Consider the following 21432-nt stretch of genomic DNA (forward strand, 5'->3'; position numbering starts at 1 on the left):
GAACCATCATGGGCCGCACCCGTCTCATGGCCGTCGATCTGCCGCCCTTCGGCTTCGGAGGGGCGTCGGTGGGCAATCTCTATCGCGCGTCCAGCGACGAGGAGGCTCATGACGCCTTGGCTGCGTCGCTGGAGGTCGGCTTCACCTACTGGGACACCGCGCCGCGCTACGGTCACGGTCTGAGCGAGCAGCGGATCGGGGCGTTTCTGCGCGACTATTCCGGGCCGAGGCCGACGCTCTCCACGAAGGTCGGTCGGCTGCTGACGCCGGCGGGGCCGGAGGGGCCGCAGTACCACGGCTTCGCCGATCCGCTGCCGTTCGATCAGGTGTTCGACTACAGCTACGACGGCATTCTGCGGTCCTTCGACGAGAGCTGCGCGCGGCTGGGCGTCGAGGCGGTGGACGTGCTCTACATGCACGACATCGGCCGGGTCACGCATCTGGAGGACCATGACGCCCAGTTCCGGATCGCCATGGACGGCGGCTATCGCGCCATGGAACGGCTGAAGGCCGAAGGGCGCGTCAAGGCCATCGGCCTCGGCGTCAACGAGTGGGAGGTCTGTGTCGAGACCTTCCCGCACGCCCGCTTCGACGTCTTCATGATCGCCGGTCGCTACACCCTGCTGGAGCAGGGCGCGCTGGATGTGCTGATGCCGGCGTGCGAGGCGCGCGGCGTCGCCATCGTCTCGGCGGGGCCGCTGAATTCGGGGCTGCTGGCCAGCCGGCCGGACGCCAGTTCGCACTACGACTATCACGAGGTTCCGCCCGACATCCTGCTGCGGGCCCAGACCCTGCACGACTTCTGCGCCGACCATCACGTGCCGCTTCAGGCGGCGGCCCTGCGGTTCCCGCTGCTGCATCCGTCGGTCGTCAGCGTGGTGGGCGGCATGGCGAGCCGGGCGCGCGTGCTGCAGGCGGCCGAGTGGCTGGCGGTCGACATTCCGGCCTCGTTCTGGCGGGAGCTGAAGGACGCCGGCCTGCTGCGCGAGGACGCGCCCACCGGGGCGGCCTCGTGAGCCGGGCTCCGCGCATCGACGCCCACCAGCACTTCTGGTCGCTGGCCAAGCCCTGGTGCGCCTGGCCAACCGCGGCCACGCCGGACATCCACCGCGATTTCGGACCCGAGGACCTGCGGGATTTGCTACGCGCCGGCGCGATCGACGCGACGGTGCTGGTGCAGGCCGCGCCCGACTTTGCCGAGACGCTTTGGATGCTGGACCTGGCGGCCGGTCAAGACGTCATCGCGGGCGTTGTCGGCTGGGTGGATTTCACCGAGCCGGCGGACGCGATCGACAACCTCGACGAAGCCCTGGACAGAGGTCCGTTGGTCGGCGTGCGGCCCATGCTCCAGTCGATCGAGGATCCGGCCTGGATCCTGGATCCCGCGTTCGAGCCCGTGTTCGCGGCCTTGATCGCGCGCGGCGTGGCGTTCGACGCCTTGATCCGGCCTGTTCATCTGCCGGCGATCGCGACCCTCGCCGATCGTTATCCGGACCTCGCCATCGTCGTCGACCACGCCGCCAAGCCGGAGGTCCGCGCCCGTCGCCTGGATCCCTGGCGCGCCGATCTGGCGGCGCTGGCCCGGCGGTCCAACGTGCGCTGCAAGCTCTCCGGCCTGCCGACCGAGGCCGAGCCCGGCGCGGGGCCCGATGTCTTCCGCCCCTATGTCGAGCACCTGCTCGCCTGTTTCGGCCCCGAGCGGCTGATGTGGGGCAGCGACTGGCCGGTGGTCAGGCTGGGCGGCGACTACGCGACTTGGCTCCAGGCGTGCGAGGCGCTCCTGGCCGAACTTCCCGACAGCGCGCGCGCGGCCGTGTTCGGCGGCGTGGCGCGCGCAACCTACGGTTTGAGACTTTAAGGACGAGACGGCATGGCCGAGAGATTGAAAGACAAGCGGGTGCTGGTGACGGCGGCGGCCCAGGGCATCGGCCGCGCCACGGCGTTGGCCGCCGCCGCCGAGGGCGCGCGGGTGACGGCCACGGACATCAACGCCGAGGCCCTCGCGGCGCTGCGCGAGGCCTGTCCGGGACTGGAGACGCGGGTGCTGGACGTGCTGGACGCCGAGGCCGTGCGCGCCATCGCCGAGACGCCGTTCGAGAGCGTCGTCCACTGCGCCGGCGTGGTGCACGGCGGCACCCTGATCACCTGCGCCGAGGACGACTGGCGCTTTGCCTGGCGTCTGAACGTCGACGCGGCGTTCCAGCTGGCCCGCGCGGTGGCGCCGGGCATGGTCGAGCGGGGCGGGGGCTCGATCGTGCTGATCGGCTCGGTGGCCTCCAGCCTGATCGGGGTCGCCAACCGCTTCGCCTACGGCGTCACCAAGGCCGCGCTGATCGGCATGGCCAAGTCCATCGCCGTTGATTTCGCGCGCGACCAGCTGCGTTGCAACGTGATCTGCCCGGGCACGGTCGAGACGCCGTCGCTGCAGCAGCGGATCAACGCCTTCCCCGATCCCGAGCAGGCGCGGGCCGACTTCATCGCCCGGCAGCCGATGGGCCGCCTGGGCCGGGCCGAGGAAATCGCCGCCGCCGCCGTCCACCTGGCCTCCGACGAGGCCGCCTACACCACCGGCCAGTGCTCCGTCGTCGACGGCGGCTGGACCGCAGCCTAGGAGCCGTCATGAAGATCGTTCGATTTGGCCAGAGCCGCCTGGAGCGCCCCGGCGTGATCGACGCCCAGGGGCGTCTGCGCAGCGCCGAGCGCTTCGTCACCGATTGGACCGGCGATACGCTGTCCGATGACAGTCTGGCGGCCATCGGCACGCGGATCGACGACCTGCCGATCGTCGAGAACGGCGACGCCCAGCGCCTGGGTCCGCCGCTGGTCGGCGTCGGCAAGCTGATCTGCGCGGGGCTGAACTTCGCCGACCACGCCGCCGAGTCCGGCATGGAGGTGCCGCCCGAGCCGGTGCTGTTCATGAAGGCGACCTCGTCGATCACCGGTCCCAATGATCCGATCGTCATTCCGCACGGCTCGGAAAAGACCGACTGGGAGGTCGAGCTCGGCGTCGTGATCGGCAAGCGCGCGCGCCTCGTCGGCGAAGCCGACGCGCTGTCCCACGTCGCCGGCTACTGCGTGATCAACGACGTCTCCGAACGCGCCTACCAGCTCGAGCGGGGGGGGCAGTGGATGAAGGGCAAGGGCTGCGACACCTTCGCCCCGATCGGCCCCTGGATCGCCACCCGCGACGAGATCGCCGACCCGCAGAACCTGGCCATGTGGCTGGACGTCAATGGTCAGCGGATGCAGACCGGCTCGACCCGGACGATGGTCTACGGAGTGGCGTTCCTGGTCAGCTATATCAGCCAGTTCATGACGCTCTATCCGGGCGACGTGATCTCGACGGGCACGCCGCCGGGTGTCGGCCTTGGCATGAAGCCGCCGCGCTATCTGGTCGCGGGCGATGTCGTCACCCTGGCGATCGAGGGCCTGGGCGAGCAGCGCCAGGTCTGCGAGGCGGAGGTTCCATGACCGCCGCCGGCAAGCCGATCCGCTTCGGGCAGATGATCCGCCTGAAGCCCGAGATGCGCGACGAGTACATCCAGCTGCACGCCGAGACCTGGCCGCCGGTGCTGCGGGCGATCGAGCGGGCCGGCATTCGCCGTTACAGCATCTTCCTGCGCGAGCCGGAGATGCTGTTGTTCGCGACCTTCGAATACTGGGGCGACGACTTCGCCGGCGACATGAAGGCGATGGGCGAGGACCCAGAGGTCCAGCGCTGGTGGGCGCGCACCGCGCCCTGCCAGGCGCCACTCGACAGCGCCAGCGCCGGCGAATGGTGGGCCAGCGCCCGCGAGGTCTTCTTCCATCCCTGACCCAGCCGAGCGGAGGCGCCCGTGGCCTTGAACCTATCCCGTCGCGCGATGCTGGCCGCGCCCGCCCTGGCGCTGGCGGGACCGGTGCTGGGGCAGGGGCGGACCTACCGCAATCCGATCGTGCCCGGCTTCTATCCCGATCCGAGCATCGCCCGGCGGGGCGAGGACTACTTCCTGGTCAATTCGTCGTTCGAGTACTTCCCCGGCGTGCCGCTCTGGCATAGCCGCGACCTGACCAACTGGCGGCAGATCGGCCACTGCCTGACGCGGGTCTCGCAGCTGGATCTGCGCGACACCCGGGCCTCGGACGGCATCTACGCGCCGACGCTCAGGGTCTCCGGCGGGCGGATGTACATGAGCACCACGGTCAATCATCGCGGCGCTCTGCGGAACTTCTTCGTCTGGACCGACGACCCGTTCGGCGATTGGTCCGAGCCGGTCTGGATCGACCAGGGCGGCATCGATCCCTCCCTGCTGTTCGCCGAGAACGGCGAGGCCTATTGGTTGGGCAACGGCACGCGCTGGGCCCCCGTCCGAGGCGCCTACCAGTCGCGCGTCGACATCCGCACCGGCCAGCGCCTGACGACGCCGAAACTGATCTGGGAGGGCAGCGGCGGCGCCTATCCGGAGGGGCCCCGGATGTTCCGGCGCGGCGGGTACTACTACCTGATCCTGGCCGAGGGCGGCACCTACGAGGGCCACATGGTGACGATCGCCCGCTCGCGCTCGCCCGAGGGACCGTTCGAGCCGTGCCCGAGCAATCCGATCCTGACCCATCGCAGCCTGATGAACCCGGTGCGCGCCACGGGGCACGCCGACCTCTTCGAGGATCATCGCGGCGCGTGGTGGGCGGTGTTCCTGGGCATCCGCTACACGCGCGAGATGCACTTTATCGGGCGGGAGACCTTCCTGGCGCCGGTGACCTGGCGCGACGACTGGCCGGTGGTCAATGGCGGCAGGCCGATCGGCGAGACGATGACGGTCGAGCAGGCCTTGCCGGCCCATCCCTGGCCCGAGGACCGGCGCGACCCGTTCGCCTTGTCCCGCCTGCCGCCGGACTGGGTTCATGTCCGAAATCCGATCGCGGCGAACTATCGTCTCGAGCCAGAGACGGCGACGCTGCGGCTCCAGACCAGAGGCGTGACGCTGCGCGACGAGGCCTCGCCGAGCTTCGTCGGCCGTCGCCTGGTTCGTCATCGCAGCGCCATCACGGTGGAGGTCGACCTCGCCCAGGCCAAGCCGGGCGCCATCGGCGGGCTCGCGGCGCGGATGAACGAGCGGCATCACCTGGCGGTCCTGGCCACGATGACGTCGGACGGTCCGCGCGTCTCGGTGGCGCGCCACGTCGGCGACCTGGGCGACGAGACCGCGCCGACCCCGGTTCCGGCGTCCAGCGGCCGCGTGAAGCTCATCCTGGAAATCACGCCGGCCCTGACGCGGGCGGGCTGGATCCGCCCCGACGGATCTCCCGTCTGGCTGGGCCAGCTGGACACGCGCTACCTGTCGACCGAGGTCTCCGAGGGCTATACGGGCCTGGTCTGCGGTCCCTACGCGGTCGAGACCTCGGCGGCGGCGCGATCCTGGATCGGGTTTTCGGGCTACCGCGACCAGGCCCTGGACTGAGCGCCCGTCAGGTCGCTTGCAGGCGCAGCGCCGTCCAGTCGCCCTTGGGGGTCAGGCTGACCGTCTGCTTGCGCGCGCCGGACGCGATGACCAGGGTCCGACCGCCGTCGGTAAGCTCCGTGGTCGGCAGCGGCGCGCCCTTGGCGAGTGGATAGAGCAGCACCCGAAAGCCCGGCTCGACGCTGCGGCTGGCGATCACCAGGCGCTTGTCCAGGCCAAAGCTGCGCGAGCCGGCCAGGGCGTTGGTGGTCGAGCTCGGCTCCAGCGTGTCGCGCCGCTCGAACGTCTCCAGGCGGAACGACGGGCGGGCCTGATAGTCGACGAAGGCGCCCGGCTCGTTCATCGCCAGCACTCGCACCAGCAGGCGTCGCTCCGGATTGCGGCCCGCTCCGGCGTCGGTCAGGACGATGTCGCCGCCGGCGATGCTCAGCACCTCGGTGTCGAGGCCGGTCTGCATCAGCCACTCGTAGAGCCGCTCCTGATCATCCTTGCGGATGTCGTCGGCGACCAGCAGCCAGGGCTGGGGTCCCTTGTGGAACAGGATCGAGCGGCAGGCCTTGCGCACAGGGTTGTGGCTCATCCGCACGGGCCAGGAGTCCTCGTCCCACATGCGCGGGTCGCCGGTCGTGAAGCCGGTCCAGAACGCCTTGACCGACGGCCGGTCGTCGCGTTCCAGACGCACGCCCGGATGGCGCTCGCGGAAGCGCCGCGCCTCGACCGCGTAGTCGGCCCAGCGGTCGTATTTGAAGCGGATGAAGTCTTCCGGCTCGGTGATGATCTGCTTGGGCCAGGCCCAATCGTAGGCGGCCTTCTGATCGGTGGCCGCGAAGATGGCCTGGTCGGTCTCTCCGTACTCCAGCCACGCGCCGGGACCGGGCCAGTAGCCTTGGCCCTTGCCGTCGATCAGCAGGCTGTTGTGGTGCCGCGTCTCGACCGAGCGGAAATTGTCCTTGGCCCAGGCGCGGCCCAGGGCGTGGAAGGTGAACGAGCCGCGATCGGCGTGTTCGTGGCTGGAGCAGACCGAGTCCACGCGGGTCTCGAAGCTCAGCATGGCCGCGCCGTCGTCCCAGCCGGTGCGGGCGATCAGGCTGCCGCGCAGCGGGTCGTGCAGCGTGGTCGGCAGATCGAGGGCGCCGGCGGGCGGGGCGGGGGCGTCGTCCTCGGCCCAGAGCAGCATCTCCAGGATGTGGATGTCGTCCTGGAAGAGCTGTCCATCCTTGCGCGGCGCGCTGTCGCGCAGGGCGCCCCACAGGTGCTGGACGCGCGCGTCGCCGGGGAACAGATGCCGCCACATGGCCAGCGTCCAGGCCGCCGGCGCGGTGTCGCCGCCGTCGCCGCGGCTGGTCCAATAGCGACGACCGGGCGCCAGGCAATGGACGTACCAGTTCAGCATGGCCCGGAAGTGGCCGTGGACCAGCAGGTTGTCGCCGCGCCGGGCGGCCGCGACCATGAACGGATTGCCCCAGACGAAGCCGAACTGGATATAGCCGATGGCCTCGGTCGACACGCCGGCGGGCGAGATCGAATAGGTGAGGTAGTCGCGGGCGATCTCGACGCCCAGGCGATAGACGCGCGGGTCGTAGCCCTCCTCGCCCTCGATGGCCAGGGCCAGCAGCGGCTGCTGCAGCGCGACCGTGATGTGGTTCCAGTTGCGGAAGTGGTGCGGCAGCCGCGCGCCGTCCCAGACGCGCCCCTTGGTGTTCAGGGCGATCAGGTCGCGCACGACGGTGCGCTGAGCCGGGGTCATGAACCCATGGGCGAAGTCGTAGCCATAGCCCATCAGGTGATAGCCCATGGCGGCCCGCATGCCCTGGTCGCTGTTGTTCGCGCCGGTGACCGCGCCGCCGATCTTCACGCGCCAGACGTCGTCGTTCATCGGCGCGGCCAGGGCCGCCTCGATGCTGGGGCCGATCAGCTGGGCATAGGTGGCCAGGGCCGTGGCGGCGGCCCGCCCGGCCGCTTCATCGTCGAAGATCCACGCCAGTTCGGCTTCCAGCACGATCGCGTAGAGCCAGGGCTTGTAGTGGCCGATGTCGGCCGGCAGGCCGCGATGGGCCGTGACCAGGGCCTGGGCCGCCTTCAGGTCGCCGGCGGCGAGGGCGGCGTAGAGCTGCCCGCTCCAGGCGCCGGGCGCGCGCAACGCGGCGGCGGCGCGGGCCCGCGCCGCCTGGACCAGCGCCTTGCCCGTCGAGGTGGTTTCCAGGCGGCGGCGGACGTCCGCCCGCTCGTCGGGCGAGGTGAGGATCCGGGGGTGGACGCCGGCCTTGGGCGGGCGCCGCAGCCGCTCGGGCGCCAGGCCCACGGCGTCGACGCCCGGCGTGAAGCGCGGCGAGGGCGGATAGGGATACTGGCCGTCCAGGATCGCTTCGGCGGGAAGCTCTCCCGGCAGATGCCTCGGGACCTCGGCCGCGCCCGCGTCCCGAGGCGCGAGCAGACCCGCCCAGATCGCCGCCGTGCCGAGCAAGGTGTCGCGCCGCGAAAGAGTCATGACCAAATCCCTGATTTTCGCGGAACATGTATGTCCAGATCGGTCGTCGCAACTGGAAAATCGCAAAATCCCGCCTTTGTGGGCCTATTCGCGTTTCATCAGTAAGGCGCGCGCGGAGCTTGGGGAACCGAACACGTTGAACTGGTCGGGATTCTCGCGCGATAGACTTGACCAGTCTCCAACTTCGCGCTGTGCTCGCCGCAACAACGGGGAGGAGCGCGACATGAGCGGGTCGACGCACCAGTCTGGAACGGTTCAGCGACGCGATTCCGTCGCCACGCGGCGGATCGTTGCGGGTCTGGCCCTGGCGCTGTTGTGTTCGGTCCCGGTCCGCGCGGCGCCAGCCAACGCGCCGGCGGCGGCCGAACGCGTTCCCACCGCGCGCGACGCGGCCCGCGAGGCGCGGATGGCCTGGTGGCGCAAGGCCCGCTTCGGGATGTTCATCCACTGGGGCGTCTACGCCGTGCCCGCCGGCGTCTACAACGGCAAGGCCGTGCCCAGCATCGGCGAGTGGATCATGCTGAACGGCAGGATCCCGGTCGCCGAGTACAAGGGCTTCGCCGCTCGGTTCAACCCGACCGGTTACGACCCCGAGGCCTGGGCCAGCCTGGCCCAGGAGGCGGGCATGAAGTACGTCGTGATCACGCACAAGCATCATGACGGCTTCGCGCTGTTCGACTCCGCCGCCAGCGACTGGAACGTGGTCAAGGCCTCGCCCTACGGCAAGGACCTGATCGGCCCGCTGGCCAAGGCCGTGCGCGCCCGCGGCCTCCGCTTCGGCGCCTACTATTCCCAGGCTCAGGACTGGGTGAATCCGGGCGGGGCCAAGAACCGGGGCGGCGACTGGGATCCGGCCCAGACGGGCGACTTCGACGCCTATCTCGACAAGGTCGCCGTCCCGCAGGTCCGAGAGATCATCGGCAAGTACCATCCGGACATCATCTGGTGGGACACGCCGCGCGACATGACCCCCGAACGGGTCGCCAGGTTCCAGCCGTTCCTCGACCAGAATCCGATGATGATCAGCAATGATCGTTTGGGCTCTGGCGAGCGGGGCGACATGACGACCCCCGAGCAGTACATCCCCGGCACCGGCCTCGACTACGATTTCGAGGTCTGCATGACGATGAACGACACCTGGGGCTTCAAGGCGGCGGACGAGCACTGGAAATCGAGCCGGGACCTGATCCGCAAGCTCTCGGATGTCGCGTCCAAGGGCGGCAACTTCCTGCTCAATGTCGGACCGGACGCCGAGGGGCGCATCCCCGAACCGTCGATCGAGCGCCTGAAGGCCATCGGCCGCTGGATGAAGGTCAATGGCGAGGCGATCTACGACACGCGCGCGTCGCTGTTCCGAAGCCTGCCTTGGGGGCGCTCGACCACGCGGGTGAACGCCGACGGATCGACGAGCGTCTATCTCCACGTCTTCGACTGGCCCGCGGACGGCGTGCTGCGGGTTCCGGGCCTGAAGGATACGCCCCGGAGCGCGCGGATCCTGGGGGCCGGCGACAAGGTCGTCGCCCGGCCCGGCGGCGACGGCGTCGTCCTGACGCTGCCCAAGGCGGCGCCCGACGCGGACGCCTCGGTGATCCGTCTCGACTATCGCGCCAAGCCCCGGGTCGAGCGGGTCCTGCCGCGACCGGACAAGGCCGGGGTCGTTGGCCTGCCGCCCTCCGAGGCGGACCTGACGGCGCCGTCGAAGACCGTGGGCGAGGTACGCGGCGAGGCGGAGTCGGCCTTTGTCCAGCTGTCGAAACCCGGCGCGGTCGTCGCCTATGCGTTCACCCTGCCCGCCGCCGGCCGCTACACCGTCTCGGCCCGCGTGGCGGCGGCGGTCGAGGGCCAGACGCTTGCCCTGAAGCGCGGCGACGCGACGGCCGGCGTCGAGGCCAAGGTCGCGGCGACCGGAGGCCTCGACCGCTTCGTCGATGTTCGCCTTGGCGAGCTTGATCTCGGCGCCGGCGAGAACCGGTTGGAGATCCGCCCCGTCGGCGAAGGTTGGACGCAAATGCGCTTGCGCGGCCTGACGCTGACGCCCCGCACCGCGCCCTGACCATCCCGGACAAGAAAAACGCCGCCCTCGGAAGGAGAGGGCGGCGTCGATCTAGGCGGGAGGAGGTTAAGCGAGCCTAGAAGTTGTAGCGCAGGCCGACGATGAACTGACGGCCGCTGTGGGTGTAGACGTTCAGGCGGTTGCTATCGCCGACATATTGGTCGTTGAACTCGTCGGTCAGGTTCACCCCCTCGACGGTCAGCTTCAGGTTCTCGCGGATGTTCCAGCTGGCCTGCATGTCGACGTTCAGGGTCTCGTTGGTGCCCTGGACGGTGTTGCCGTCGCTGCCCGGAACCTGGGTCAGATAGCCGGCGCGATAGGCCAGCGAGCCGCGCACGCTCCACGTCGGGGTCTCGTAGTACAGCGTGGCGTTGGCGGCGTTCTTGGACAGGCCGATCAGGTCGTTGATCACCACCGGCGCGCCGGCCGCCGACGAGGTCGGATATTCGATCTTGGACGCCACATAGGTGTAGTTGGCGATGACGCCGAAGTGGCTGAGCCAGCCGGGCAGGAAGGTCAGCGGCTGCTGGACGTTCAGCTCGAAGCCCTTGAGGTTTCCGCCCTTGGTGTTCACCGGCTTGGAGACCTGGAACACCATGTCCGGCGTCGCCGAGGTGCCGGCGATCAGCGAGTCCGGCAGGCCCAGGGTGTTGTAGACCCGCTGCTCGCTCTGGGTCGCCACGAAGGTGTCGATCTTCTTGTAGAAGAAGCCGGCGGCGATCATGGCGCCGGTGCGCGGATACCACTCCAGTGACACGTCGATGTTCTTGGAGTGGGTCGGGTTCAGATAGGGGTTGCCGGAGCTGAAGCTGCGGTTGGCGCCCTGGACCGCGACGTCGCCGCCGGGGGACAGCGACCCGATGCCCGGACGGGCGATGGTCTTGGCGGCGCTGAAGCGGGCCACGAAGGTGTCGGTGACGTCTGCCGCCAGGTTGAACGACGGCAGGGTCAGGTCGTAGTCGCGTTTGACCTCGACCCGCTGGACCGAGCCGCCGACCGCGGCGTAGCCGGCGGACTGCTGGCGGGTGTGAACCCGGCGCACGCCCGCGTCGCCCCGGAACGGAACGCCGAACGCCTCGAAGCGATAGTCGGCCTGGACGTAGAGGCCGGTGTCCTGCTCCTCGACCGCGCCGTACTGACCGCGCGCGGAGCTGTTGTTGGTGCCGGTCAGGGCGTAGATGCCGGTGTTGCTGTAGATGTTCAGCAGGGCGTCGTACTTGTCGATGTCCGGGACCAGCCAGGCCGTGGCGTTGCCGGTCGGCAGGTTGAGGTTCTTGCCAAAGCCGCTGAACACCTTCGACACCGAGGCCAGCTGGGCCGGGGTCAGGGTCTGGCTCACCGTCTCGCTGGTGCGGTAGAGGCCGTAGCTGTCGTACTCGAACTTGCGCCAGTCCACGCCGCCCTTGAGCTTGAGGTTGGCGTTGGCCTCCCACTCGCCATAGACCTTGGCGGTCGAGAACTGGTTCTCGACGAAGGTCGGACGGATGCGCACTTCCGACGTGCCGTTGATCGCCGACCAATTGGCCGGATCGGTCGGGTCGAAGCCCAGCAGGATCTGCGGCGCGCGGCCCTTGCGGAAGTCGTAGCTGTAGTTCTGGCTGTTGGCCCGGTCGAAGGTGATGATGGTCGACTTGGGCTGGGTGAAGGTCGAGTCCGCGAAGCCCATCAGAGCGCCGACCTCCAGGCGCGAGCCGAAGTGGCGCTTGGCCGACAGGGTGGTCTGCTTGAATTCGGTGTTCAGCTCGTCATAGGCCGACTGGGTGCGCAGATCGACGTTGTCCATGCGCGCATAGACCAGGTCGTTGCCGACCACGACGCCGTCGCGGATGATCGTCTCGGGCTTGCCGGTGGTGGCGCGCGACAGGCCGATGGCCTGCAGCTGGGCTTCCTTCCGCACGCCCGCCAGATAGGCGTACAGCATGTCGAGATTGATCTCGGTGTCGGAGTCCGGCTTGAACTGGATCGAGCCGGCCAGGCCCGTGCGCCTGTTCTTGATGTCGTAGCTGACATAGGCCGGGATGCGCGGGGCGAAGATGCCGGTCGCGGCGTTGGTGCTGTTGATCTGGGCGATCGTGTAGCCCGGCACCGTCGAGGCGGCGTTGAAGCCGCCGTTGCTGCCGCCCACAGCCCAGCGGGTGATGTTGGCGCCTTCTTCCTTCAGATGGCGCTCTTCGTAGGCCGCCGACAGCAGCATGCCCAGCTTGCCATCGAAGAAGGTGCGGCTGGCCAGGGCCGACAGGCGCGGCGTGGTTTTCTCGGACAGGTCATTGTAGCTGGCGCCGGCCGACAGCACGAGCTGCGGCTTGCGGCTGTCGAAGGCGCGCGAGGTGTTCAGGTCGACCGTCGCGCCCAGCGAGCCTTCCTCGACATCGGCCGAGGCGGTCTTGCGCACGGCGATGCTGTTGAAGAGATCCGAGGCGAAGACGTTGAAGTCGAAGCCGCGCCCGCGATTGGTGCCGCCGCTGTTGGCGGTGCCGCCGGTCGTGGAGATCGCCTCCATGCCGTTGATGCGCACGCGGGTATATTCCGAGCCGAGGCCGCGCACGGTGATCTGGCGGCCCTCGCCATTGATGCGCGAGATCGACACGCCCGGAATGCGCTGCAGGGACTCGGCCAGGTTCAGGTCGGGGAACTGGGCGATGTCCTCGGCCTTGATCGCGTCGACCACGCCGCTCTCGTTGCGCTTGAGGTTCATCGCGCTCTGCAGGCTGGCGCGGAAGCCGGTGACGACGACGGCCTCGACGGTGTCCTCGGCCTTCGGCGCGGCGGTCTGCGCGGCCGCGGCCGTGGCCAGGCCCAGCGCCAGGGTCGAGGCGCTCAGCGCCAGGACGGCGCGCGCGGCGCGTTCGCGGTTGTTGGTCATGTTCCCTCCCATGGCCCGCATTCGTCGGGTCTCGTTCGTGGCGAAGGCGACCGAAGCCCCTTCTTGCTTGGCCTCAAGATAGGAACGGCTTGTTGTCGAGGGCCAATCTCAATCGGGTATGAACCAATGCGCGTTCGGCACGGATCGGCGCGTAAAGCGCGCCGGAACCACAGAATCGGCGGCGAAAGCGCATGACCTCGGCGGGGGGAGGCGAGGAAGAGACGCCTGTCGATACTAAAACAGTCGCCATCAATGCCGCCCATGGATCGGTCCATAGGCGAATTGACTTAGACGGCCGGCGTCGACCCCTCTAGCGTCACGGATGACGAACGCCGACGACAGATCGGCTCCTTGGGAAGGGAAGCGTATGACCGACACCACCAGGCGCACGCGGGTGCGGTGGCTGATCATCGCGGTCCTCTTCGTCGTCACCACGATCAATTACGCCGATCGAGCGACGTTCTCGATCGCGGGGCAGTCGGCCTCCAAGGCGCTGGGCCTGGACCCGGTGGCCATGGGCTACATCCTGTCGGCCTTCGCCTGGGCCTATGTGATCGGCCAGGTGCCCGGCGGCGCGCTGCTGGACCGGTTCGGCTCCAAGACGATCTATCTGATCTCGCTGGTGGTCTGGTCGCTGTTCACCGCGCTGCAGGGCTTCGCCGGTTTCTTCACCGGACTGATGGCGGCCAGCGTGCTGTTCGCGCTGCGCTTCGCCGTGGGCCTGGGCGAGTCGCCGTCTTTCCCCGCCAACGCTCGGATCGTGGCGGCCTGGTTCCCTGGCGCCGAGCGCGGCACGGCCTCGGCGATCTTCAACTCGGCCCAGTATTTCTCGCTGGTCGCCTTCGCGCCGCTGATGGGCTGGCTGGCCCACGTGTTCGGCTGGCGCTCGGTGTTCTGGGTGATGGGCGCGATCGGCCTCGTGGCGGCGGTCGTCTTCGCGCGGCTGGTGCACAGCCCGACCACCCACCCCTGGATCAACAAGGCCGAGTTCGAGCACATCGAGGCCGGTGGCGGCCTGGTGCGGATGGAGGACGCCTCGGCCTCCAACGGCGCGGCCTTCACCTGGCCCAATGTCCGCCGGGTGCTGGCCAGCCGCATGCTGCTGGGGATCTATCTCGGCCAATACTGCATCAATGTGCTGACCTATTTCTTCGTCACCTGGTTTCCGATCTATCTGGTCAAGGCGCGCGGCATGTCGATCATGCAGGCGGGCTTCACCGCCGCCGCCCCCGCGCTGTGCGGCTTCGTCGGCGGGGTGTTCGGCGGAGTGATCTCGGACGTGCTGCTCAAGCGCACCGGCTCGCTCGACATCGCCCGCAAGACCCCGCTGCTGCTGGGCATGCTGCTGGCGACCTGCATCATCGCCTGCGTCTGGATCGAGCAGGAATGGCTGGTGGTGACGGTCATGGCCCTGGCCTTCTTCGGCAAGGGCGTGGCGTCGCTGGGCTGGGCGGTGGTGTCCGACGTCTCGCCCAAGCAGATGGCGGGCGTCACCGGCGGCGTGTTCAACACCTTCGGCAACATCGCCGGCATCGTGACCCCGATCGTCATCGGCTACATCGTCAAGGCCACCGGCTCGTTCGACGGAGCCCTGATCTTCGTGGGGGTCCACTGCCTGATCACCATCCTGGCCTATTTCCTGGTGGTCGGGAAAATCCAGCGCCTGGACCTGGAGGCGGCGGCATGACGACGCGACGCTCGATCCTGGCCGGCGCCTCGGCCCTGGTCTTCGCCGCCGCGGCCCGCCCGGCCGCCGCCGCGCCGGTCGCCGAGATCACGACCCCGATGGCGCCGCCCGACTGGGCGCTGCTGCAACGCGAGCTTCTGAAAGCCAACGAGGAGGCCTGCCTGGCCTTCTTCGCCCGCTATTTCGACGACCGCGGCTGGCTGCGCGCCGTCGAGCGGTGGGGCGCCAACGACGGCCCCGACGACGCCATCGAGAACGTCAACGACTGGCCGACCCTGCACGCCCTGGGCGCCGGCGACCAGATCCTGGCTCTCGCCAAGAAGGCCTTCGACGGCAATGTCGCCCAGTACACGGCCGCGCGCACCCAGGACGTGCCGTTCGCCCGCGAGGGCATGTACTACCGCGAATTCCCGGTGATGACCGACTGGCAGCACCTGTCCGAGGGGCTGTCGGTCTTCAACCTGCTGGCCCTGTCGGCCCCCTACGACGCCAAGTACCGCGATCGGGTCAAGCGGTTCTCGGGCTTCTATACGGGCGAGGACAAGTCGGTCGCCAACTATGATCCCAAGCTGAGGATCATCCGCAGCATGATCACCGGCAGCCGGGGTCCGATGCTGCGCCGGGCGACGCCGCTGGACTGGGCCGGCGACCGGTTCGACCCGACCAACTTCTTCATGGAGCACGGCGAGCGGACCTACGAGGAGACGCTGCATCACTATGACGAATACGGCGATGTCGTCGGCGACGCGCCGCTGAACCTGCAGGCCACCAGCCTAGTCCTCAACGCCTACATGCTGGACCACGAGCCGAAGTATCGCGACTGGATCGTCTCGTATGTCGACGCCTGGATCGCGCGCGCCAAGGCCAATGGCGGCGTGCTGCCCAGCAAGATCGGCCTGGACGGCAAGATCGGCGGCCCCAAGGGCCAGTGGTGGAGCGGAACCTATGGCTGGGGCTTCTCGCCGCTGGTTCCGCAGACCGGCAAGCGCGAGGACCGCAACCGCGTGCCGCGCGCCGTGGTCGGCTTCCTCAACGCCTATCTGCTGACCGGCGACGACAAGTATCTCGACGTCTGGCGGCGCCAGAACGCGGTGATCAACGCCCAGGCCAGGACGGTCGACGGCAAGCTGGCGACCCCGCGCATGTACGGCCCCAAGGGCTGGTACGGCTACGCGCCCGGTCCCTATCGGCTGAACGGCCTGGAGATCTGGTACATGTCGATGAAGGCCTCGGACCGGGCCCTGGCGGCCGAGCATCCATGGCTGACCTATCTGGACGGCAAGGATCCCGGCTTTCCGGCCAAGGCGCTGCGGGCCGATCTGGAGCGGGTTCGCGCCCGCGCTCAGGCCCAACGCGACGACAAGACGACGCCGGACACCCGCCTGGCCGACGCGGCCCTGGACATCAATCCGGCCACGGTCACGACCCTCATCCACCTGATGGAGGGCGGCATCCAGATCGCCCGGCCGCCGTGGTCCTCGACGTCGCCGGCCCAGGGCGGCGCGCCGCATTACGCGCGCCTGCGCTGGTTCGATCCCGCGCGCCGACGGGCCGGCATTCCGCCCGACGTCGCGGCGCTGGTCGAGAAGCTGACGGACGACGAGACCGTGGTGAACCTGGTCAACACCAACCAGGTCTCGGCCCGTCTGGTGACCGTGCAGGGCGGCGCCTATGCCGAGCACCAGATCCTGAGCGCGGCGATCGGCGAGGGGGCCGCGGCGCCGGTCGACGCCTCGGCCTACACCGTGCGCCTGGCGCCGGGGGCGGGGGCGCGGCTGACCCTGAAGATGAAGCGCCACGCCAACGCGCCGACCGTGACCTTCCCGTGGGACAGACCCTGACAGCGCATTGGTCCGTCCTCGCCCTTCGACAGGCGCAGGGTGAGGACGACTTTCGAGGCCGTTCAGTAGGAAACCTCACCCTAAGACTGTCGAAGGGCGAGGTTACCGCTAGGTCCCTTCCTTCAAGAACGGCGCGACCGAGAACAGCTCGCGTTCCTCCTTGCGGGGATCGTCGACCATGCGGGAGGTCTCGTCGATCACCAGGGTCGGGCGGCGCGGCGGAACGTACTTCTCCCAGGCCGGGACGGTCGGGCCGTTGGGATCGCCGGTCCGCGCGAAATTGACGAAGGCGTCGCTCATCAGGCCGCTGACCTTGCGCGCCGCCGCGCTGGTTCCGGTCATCGAGCCCTTGGCGTCCAGCGTGCCGAACACCAGGGCGATGTCGTAGCCGTGATAGGCGCCCATCCTCGGATCGGTCTGGGCCCCGAAGTCCAGCTGATACATCCAGGCCGGCGCGCCGATCGCCGCCCGCCTTTCGGCCTGGATCAGGTGGCCCGGCCAAGACCGGCCCGCCGTGGTGGCGGCGAAGAACACGTCCGACGGGCTGTAGTTCGGATAGAGCTGCCGGTAGCGCGCGATGACGCGCTCGGGCGCGACGTCCAGCACCAGCTCCGGCTCCAGCCTGGCGGGCAACTCGTCCCAGGTCAGGGCGAAGTTCTTGGGATCGCCGCCCAGGAAGGCCTTGGTCTCGTCGTGGGTGTTGCCGATGATCATCGGGATATGGCCGCTCTCGCGCGGCGCGTCGGGATAGAAGGGATGGCGCGCCAGAACGCCGTGGTCGACGACCGACCAGAAGACGATCCCGCCCTTGCGCTCCAGCGGATCGCGCATCTTCAGCGCCTCGACCAGCTGGCCGGCGGGTAGAGTCTTCAGCGCTTCGGTCTGGTCGGGCTTCAGGCCCAGCTTTTCCATGAAGGCGCGGGCGCGGATCGTGGCGTGGATCGGGCCCATGGCGGTGACGTGCTGGCCGCTCATCGTCGCGACCTTGTGGTAGAGCCCCGCCGCGCGCGGCATGGCCATCAGGGTCACGCACTTGGCCCCGCCGCCGGACTGGCCGAAGATCATCACATTGCCGGGGTCGCCGCCGAACGCGGCGATGTTGTCCCGCACCCATCGCAGGGCCAGGATCAGGTCGAGATTGCCGACATTGCCGCTGTCGGCCAGCTCCGGCCCGCCCAGCCGCGCCAGATAGGCATAGCCGAAGGCGTTGAGGCGGTGGTTGACCGTCACCACGACCACGTCCTGGGTCTTGGCCAGCCAGGTCCCGTCATAGAGCGGGCTGGATCCGGAGCCGTTGGCGTGCGCGCCGCCGTGGACGTAGAACATCACCGGCCGTGGCTTGCCGTCCGCCAGTCCCGGCGTCCAGACATTCAGGAACAGGCAGTCCTCGCTGGTCGGCTCGTCGGCCTTCAACTGCGGGCTGGCCGGGCCGTAGGCGAGAGCGTCGACGACGCCCTTCCACGGCTGGGCGGCTTCCGCCGGCTGGAAGCGGCGCGAGGAGGTGTCGGCGCCGTAGCGCACGCCCTTGAACACCTTGATCCCATCGAGCTCGGCGCCGCGCACCCGACCGGCCAGGGTGCTCGCCACCGGCGCGGCGCGCCCGGCGGCGTTGACCCTGGGGCTCGCGGCCAAGGCGGCGGTTCCGGCCAGCACAGCGCGGCGATCGAGGGGCATGGGGTCTCTCCCAGGACTTGTCGTTGGGTCTCGGTCCTCCGGGGAGAGGCGGCGCGCGTCAGCGCTCGCCCGGCTCCGTCGGCGAGGCCTCGGCCAGGCAAAGGTCGATGAAGGTCTGCAGGATCGGGCTCTCGTTGTCCTTGCGCCAGGCCATGTAGAGCTCGACGGGACGGTGGGGCGTGGTCTCGACGGGACGGAACTGCACGTCGTCGAAGTGCAGGCTGGTGGCCGCCTCGGGCACGATCGCCGCGCCCAGGCCGGCGTGCACCAGGGCCAGCATCGAGTGGATTTGGGTGACGTGCTGCACGTAGTTCGGGGCCACGCCGTGGGCGTCGAACAGGGTCGTCAGCATGTTGTAGAAATAGCCCGCGCCCTCGGGCGAATACATGATCAGGGGCTGGCCGTCGAAATCGGCCAGGGTCAGCGACGCCTTGGAGAGGCGCGCGTCGCCGGTCGGCAGGGCCGCGACCAGGGGCTCGGACACGACCCGCGCGGTGGCGAACTCCACGCGCTCCATCGGCGGGCGGACCAGGCCGATGTCGATCCGGCCGGTCAGCAGCGCCTCCACCTGCTCGCGCGTCACCATCTCGCGCAAGGTCAGGTCGGCGTTGGGCAGGCGGGCCTTGGACAGGATCACCAGCCGGGGCAGGAAGTTGTAGCCGGACGCGGCGGTGAAGCCGATGGCGATCTGGCCGGCCTCGCCGCTGGCGATGCGGCGGGTGGCCAGGGCCGCGCTCTCGGCCAGGCGCAGGATCCGGCGCGCCTCCAGCAGGAAGGCGCGGCCGGCCGGGGTCAGGCGCACCGAGCGGCTGGTGCGGTCCAGCAGGGTCACGCCCAGGATCCGTTCCAGCAGTTGCACCTGCCGGCTCAGCGGGGGCTGGGTCATGTTCAGTCGCTGCGCCGCGCGGCCGAAATGCAGTTCCTCGGCCGTGGCCACGAAACAGCGGAGCTGGCTGAGTTCGAACATCGGAAAGCGCCCATCGACAACATGCCGGAGGCGTGAAGCTAGACGCTCCTTCGCGCCGCTCGCCAGCGTCTTGTCGGCGGACAGGGGCGTGAAGGCGTTCATGCGAAGCTCAGCGCGCCCGTCGATGCGTGGAACGCATAGCCGCCGCCGTCGCTCAGCCGTTGGCGGCGCGGGGCGTGTCGACCGCGCTGACGCGGGCGATCAGTCGCCGCAGCTCGTCGAACTCGTCGGGCGTCAGCTCGGTCAGCGGCGCGCGGACCGGGCCGGCGTCGCGGCCGACGGCGCGCATGCCCGCCTTGACGATCGAGACGGCATAGCCCCGGCCGCGATTGCGCAGGGCGATATAGGGCAGCACGAACTCGCGCAGCCCGGCCATGACCGTGTCGCGGTCGCGGGCGCGGACGGCCTTGTAGAAGTCCAGCGCCCATTCCGGCAGGAAGTTGAAGATCGCCGAGGAATAGGTCGTCACGCCCATTTCCAGATAGGGCAGGGCGAAGGTCTCGGCCGTCGGAAGGCCGCCGATATAGGTCAGGCGATCGCCCATGCGGGCATAGACCCGCATCATCAGCTCCAGATCGCCGACCCCGTCCTTGAAGCCGACGAGGTTCGGATTGCGCTCGCAGAGCCGCGCCAGCGTGTCCTCGTTCAGGATGGCGTTGTCGCGGTTGTAGACGATGACGCCCAGCCTGGTGGCCTTGCAGACCGCCTCGATGTGGGCGGCCAGGCCCTCCTGGGTGGCGTTGGTCAGATAGGGCGGCAGCAGCAGCACGCCGTCGGCCCCCGCCGCCTCGGCGTCGGCGGCCAGGTCCGTGGCGATGGCCGTGCCATAGCCGCAGCCGGCGATGACCGGGATCTTGCCGGCGGTCTCGGCGACGGCGGCGCGGACCACCTGGCCGACTTCCTCGGGGCGCAGGGAGAAGAACTCGCCGGTGCCCCCGGCGGCGAACAGGCCCGCCAGGTCGCGTTGCAGCATCCAGCCGCAGTGCTCGCGATACGGACCTTCCTGGAACCGATGGTCGGCGTCGAAATGGGTGACGGGAAACGACAGCAGGCCGCCGCCGAGCTGGTGGGCCATTTCCGTCGGCGACATGCGGCTCATGAAATCCTCTCCGAGCGGCGACCGCCGTCGGGTCGTTCCCGAGGGGCCGCTTCTTGATCGTCACGGTAGAGACGGCCTGAAGCGCGGTCTAAGCCAAAGGCGCTATGGACCGATGCGGGAATTGTTTCGATGGAACCTTGGGCGGGCGCGTCGCGGCGGCGGCGCCGACACGCGCCTGTCGCTTTGGTCCCGCAAACTGACAAGTCTGGGACATCAGAGTGAAGCTCCGAGCAGGGGGATCGTGAACATGGATCGTCGTCTCTTCCTCGCGGCCGCCGGCGCCTTGGCGCTGGCGCCCGCCGCCCGCGCCGCGACGGCGCTGGACGCCAAGGCCGCCCGCGCCGCGCCGGGCAAGGTTCGCCTGGACTGGACCGGCGCCGACGCCGTCTCGGTGCGGGTCTCGGCCGATCCGGCCATGCGCGCGCTGGCCAAGGCGACGGGGACCTCGACCGAGGTCGCCGCGCCGGTCACGCCGCGTCCGTACTTCCTGGTCAAGGCGGTCGACGGTCGGGAGACCCGCGTGGCCGAACGGCTGCTGCCGCTGGAAGGCGGCCGCAATTTCCGCGACCTGGGCGGCTGGCGCGTCGCCGATGGCCGTCAGGTCAAGTGGGGCAAGATCTATCGCTCCGGCGTGATGTCGGGCCTGACCCTGGCGGACCTCGAATATCTGAAGACGCTGGGCATTGTGGCGATCTGCGACTTCCGCGATCCGCGCGAGCGGGCCAGCGAGCCCAGCCCGTTCCTGAAGACGCCCGGCCCCAAGGTCGTGGCCACCGACTACGACATGGGCGCCTCCATGGCCGGCCTGATGGCCATGAAGACCCGTGAGGAGGCGATCCAGGGCTTCGCCGACGCCTATGTCGGGTTCCTGGACGTGCTGACCCCGCACTACACCGACATGTTCGCGCGCCTGGTGGCCAACCAGGGTCCGCTGGCCTTCAACTGCAGCGCCGGCAAGGACCGCACGGGCATGGCCGCGGCGCTGATCCTCTCGGTGCTGGGCGTGCCGCGCGCGACGGTGCTGGAGGACTACGGCCTGACCGAGCTCTACACGCCGCCGTCCTACTACGCCAAGCTGGCCCAGAGCGGCGCGTCCAACAGCGTCACGACACAGCAGATGCAGGCGATGTCCCGTCTGCCGCCCGAAGTGCTGCGGGTGATCATGGGCGCCGATCCCGAGGTCATGCGCCGGGCGCTGGCGGCGGTCGACAAGAAGTTCGGCGGTCCCGAGGCCCTGGTGAAGGCCCGCTACGGCATGACCGACGCCAAGATCGCCCTGCTGCGGAAGGCGTATCTGGCGTGAACAAGGTCGGGCGCTGGCT

15 protein-coding genes are annotated in these 21432 nt (G+C 69.3%); 10 read left to right on the forward strand and 5 right to left on the reverse strand.

Annotated features, from left to right (window positions below):
- Positions 1–8 precede the first annotated feature (8 nt).
- From Q0V34_RS04840 to Q0V34_RS04865, 6 genes are read left to right on the forward strand one after another with little or no spacing between them, the layout of a single operon-like run.
- Positions 9–1016 (forward strand): aldo/keto reductase, encoded by a 1008-nt coding sequence (locus Q0V34_RS04840; RefSeq protein ID WP_297508582.1) that lies wholly within the window; start codon positions 9–11, stop codon positions 1014–1016.
- Positions 1013–1858: an amidohydrolase gene (locus Q0V34_RS04845; RefSeq protein WP_297508585.1), complete on the forward strand. Its 846-nt coding sequence runs from the start codon at positions 1013–1015 to the stop codon at positions 1856–1858. The genes Q0V34_RS04840 and Q0V34_RS04845 overlap by 4 nt, the downstream gene beginning before the upstream one ends.
- 12 nt (positions 1859–1870) lie before the next feature.
- Entirely contained in the window at positions 1871–2611 is a 741-nt protein-coding gene (locus Q0V34_RS04850; protein WP_297508588.1) for an SDR family oxidoreductase, read from the forward strand.
- A gap of 8 nt (positions 2612–2619) precedes the next feature.
- Positions 2620–3471, forward strand: coding sequence for a fumarylacetoacetate hydrolase family protein (locus Q0V34_RS04855; protein ID WP_297508591.1), 852 nt, complete (start codon positions 2620–2622; stop codon positions 3469–3471).
- Positions 3468–3815 carry an L-rhamnose mutarotase gene (locus Q0V34_RS04860; RefSeq protein WP_297508594.1) on the forward strand — a complete coding sequence of 116 codons (348 nt, stop codon included), beginning with the start codon at positions 3468–3470 and terminating at the stop codon, positions 3813–3815. Before Q0V34_RS04855 ends, Q0V34_RS04860 begins: the two co-directional genes overlap by 4 nt.
- Before the next feature lie 21 nt (positions 3816–3836).
- Positions 3837–5438 carry a glycoside hydrolase family 43 protein gene (locus tag Q0V34_RS04865; protein ID WP_297508596.1) on the forward strand — a complete coding sequence of 534 codons (1602 nt, stop codon included), beginning with the start codon at positions 3837–3839 and terminating at the stop codon, positions 5436–5438.
- A gap of 7 nt (positions 5439–5445) precedes the next feature.
- On the opposite strand, the gene Q0V34_RS04870 is transcribed toward Q0V34_RS04865, so the two are convergent.
- Entirely contained in the window at positions 5446–7926 is a 2481-nt protein-coding gene (locus tag Q0V34_RS04870) for a hypothetical protein (RefSeq protein WP_297508599.1), read from the reverse strand.
- Positions 7927–8149: 223 nt separating this feature from the next.
- Here Q0V34_RS04870 and Q0V34_RS04875 point away from each other — a divergent pair, with 223 nt between their 5' ends.
- Positions 8150–9979 (forward strand): alpha-L-fucosidase, encoded by a 1830-nt coding sequence (locus tag Q0V34_RS04875; RefSeq protein ID WP_297508601.1) that lies wholly within the window; start codon positions 8150–8152, stop codon positions 9977–9979.
- Positions 9980–10055: 76 nt separating this feature from the next.
- On the opposite strand, the gene Q0V34_RS04880 is transcribed toward Q0V34_RS04875, so the two are convergent.
- Complete coding sequence (locus tag Q0V34_RS04880) at positions 10056–12842, reverse strand: TonB-dependent receptor (protein WP_297508604.1); 2787 nt, start codon at positions 12840–12842, stop codon at positions 10056–10058.
- Between the two features lie 367 nt (positions 12843–13209).
- On the opposite strand from Q0V34_RS04880, the gene Q0V34_RS04885 reads away from it, so the two are divergent.
- Both Q0V34_RS04885 and Q0V34_RS04890 read left to right on the forward strand, forming a co-directional pair.
- Positions 13210–14529, forward strand: a complete 1320-nt coding sequence (locus Q0V34_RS04885; RefSeq protein ID WP_297508607.1) for an MFS transporter — start codon at positions 13210–13212, stop codon at positions 14527–14529.
- Entirely contained in the window at positions 14526–16370 is a 1845-nt protein-coding gene (locus Q0V34_RS04890) for a hypothetical protein (protein WP_297508610.1), read from the forward strand. The genes Q0V34_RS04885 and Q0V34_RS04890 overlap by 4 nt, the downstream gene beginning before the upstream one ends.
- Before the next feature lie 108 nt (positions 16371–16478).
- Here the strand turns inward: Q0V34_RS04890 and Q0V34_RS04895 are convergent, their stop codons facing one another.
- The 3 genes from Q0V34_RS04895 to kdgD form a co-directional block, all read right to left on the reverse strand.
- A complete protein-coding gene (locus tag Q0V34_RS04895; protein WP_297508613.1) occupies positions 16479–18044 on the reverse strand; it encodes a carboxylesterase/lipase family protein in 1566 nt (521 codons plus the stop codon).
- 58 nt (positions 18045–18102) lie between these two features.
- The gene (locus Q0V34_RS04900; protein WP_297508616.1) at positions 18103–19011 is read right to left on the reverse strand and encodes a LysR substrate-binding domain-containing protein; all 909 of its coding nucleotides are present in this window, start codon (positions 19009–19011) and stop codon (positions 18103–18105) included.
- Between the two features lie 154 nt (positions 19012–19165).
- Positions 19166–20110 carry a 5-dehydro-4-deoxyglucarate dehydratase gene (kdgD, locus tag Q0V34_RS04905; protein ID WP_297508618.1) on the reverse strand — a complete coding sequence of 315 codons (945 nt, stop codon included), beginning with the start codon at positions 20108–20110 and terminating at the stop codon, positions 19166–19168.
- A gap of 247 nt (positions 20111–20357) precedes the next feature.
- On the opposite strand from kdgD, the gene Q0V34_RS04910 reads away from it, so the two are divergent.
- Entirely contained in the window at positions 20358–21413 is a 1056-nt protein-coding gene (locus Q0V34_RS04910) for a tyrosine-protein phosphatase (RefSeq protein WP_297508621.1), read from the forward strand.
- Positions 21414–21432: the final 19 nt, after the last annotated feature.

It is taken from the genome of uncultured Caulobacter sp. (genome assembly GCF_947036865.1).
Classification (GTDB): Bacteria; Pseudomonadota; Alphaproteobacteria; order Caulobacterales; family Caulobacteraceae; genus Caulobacter.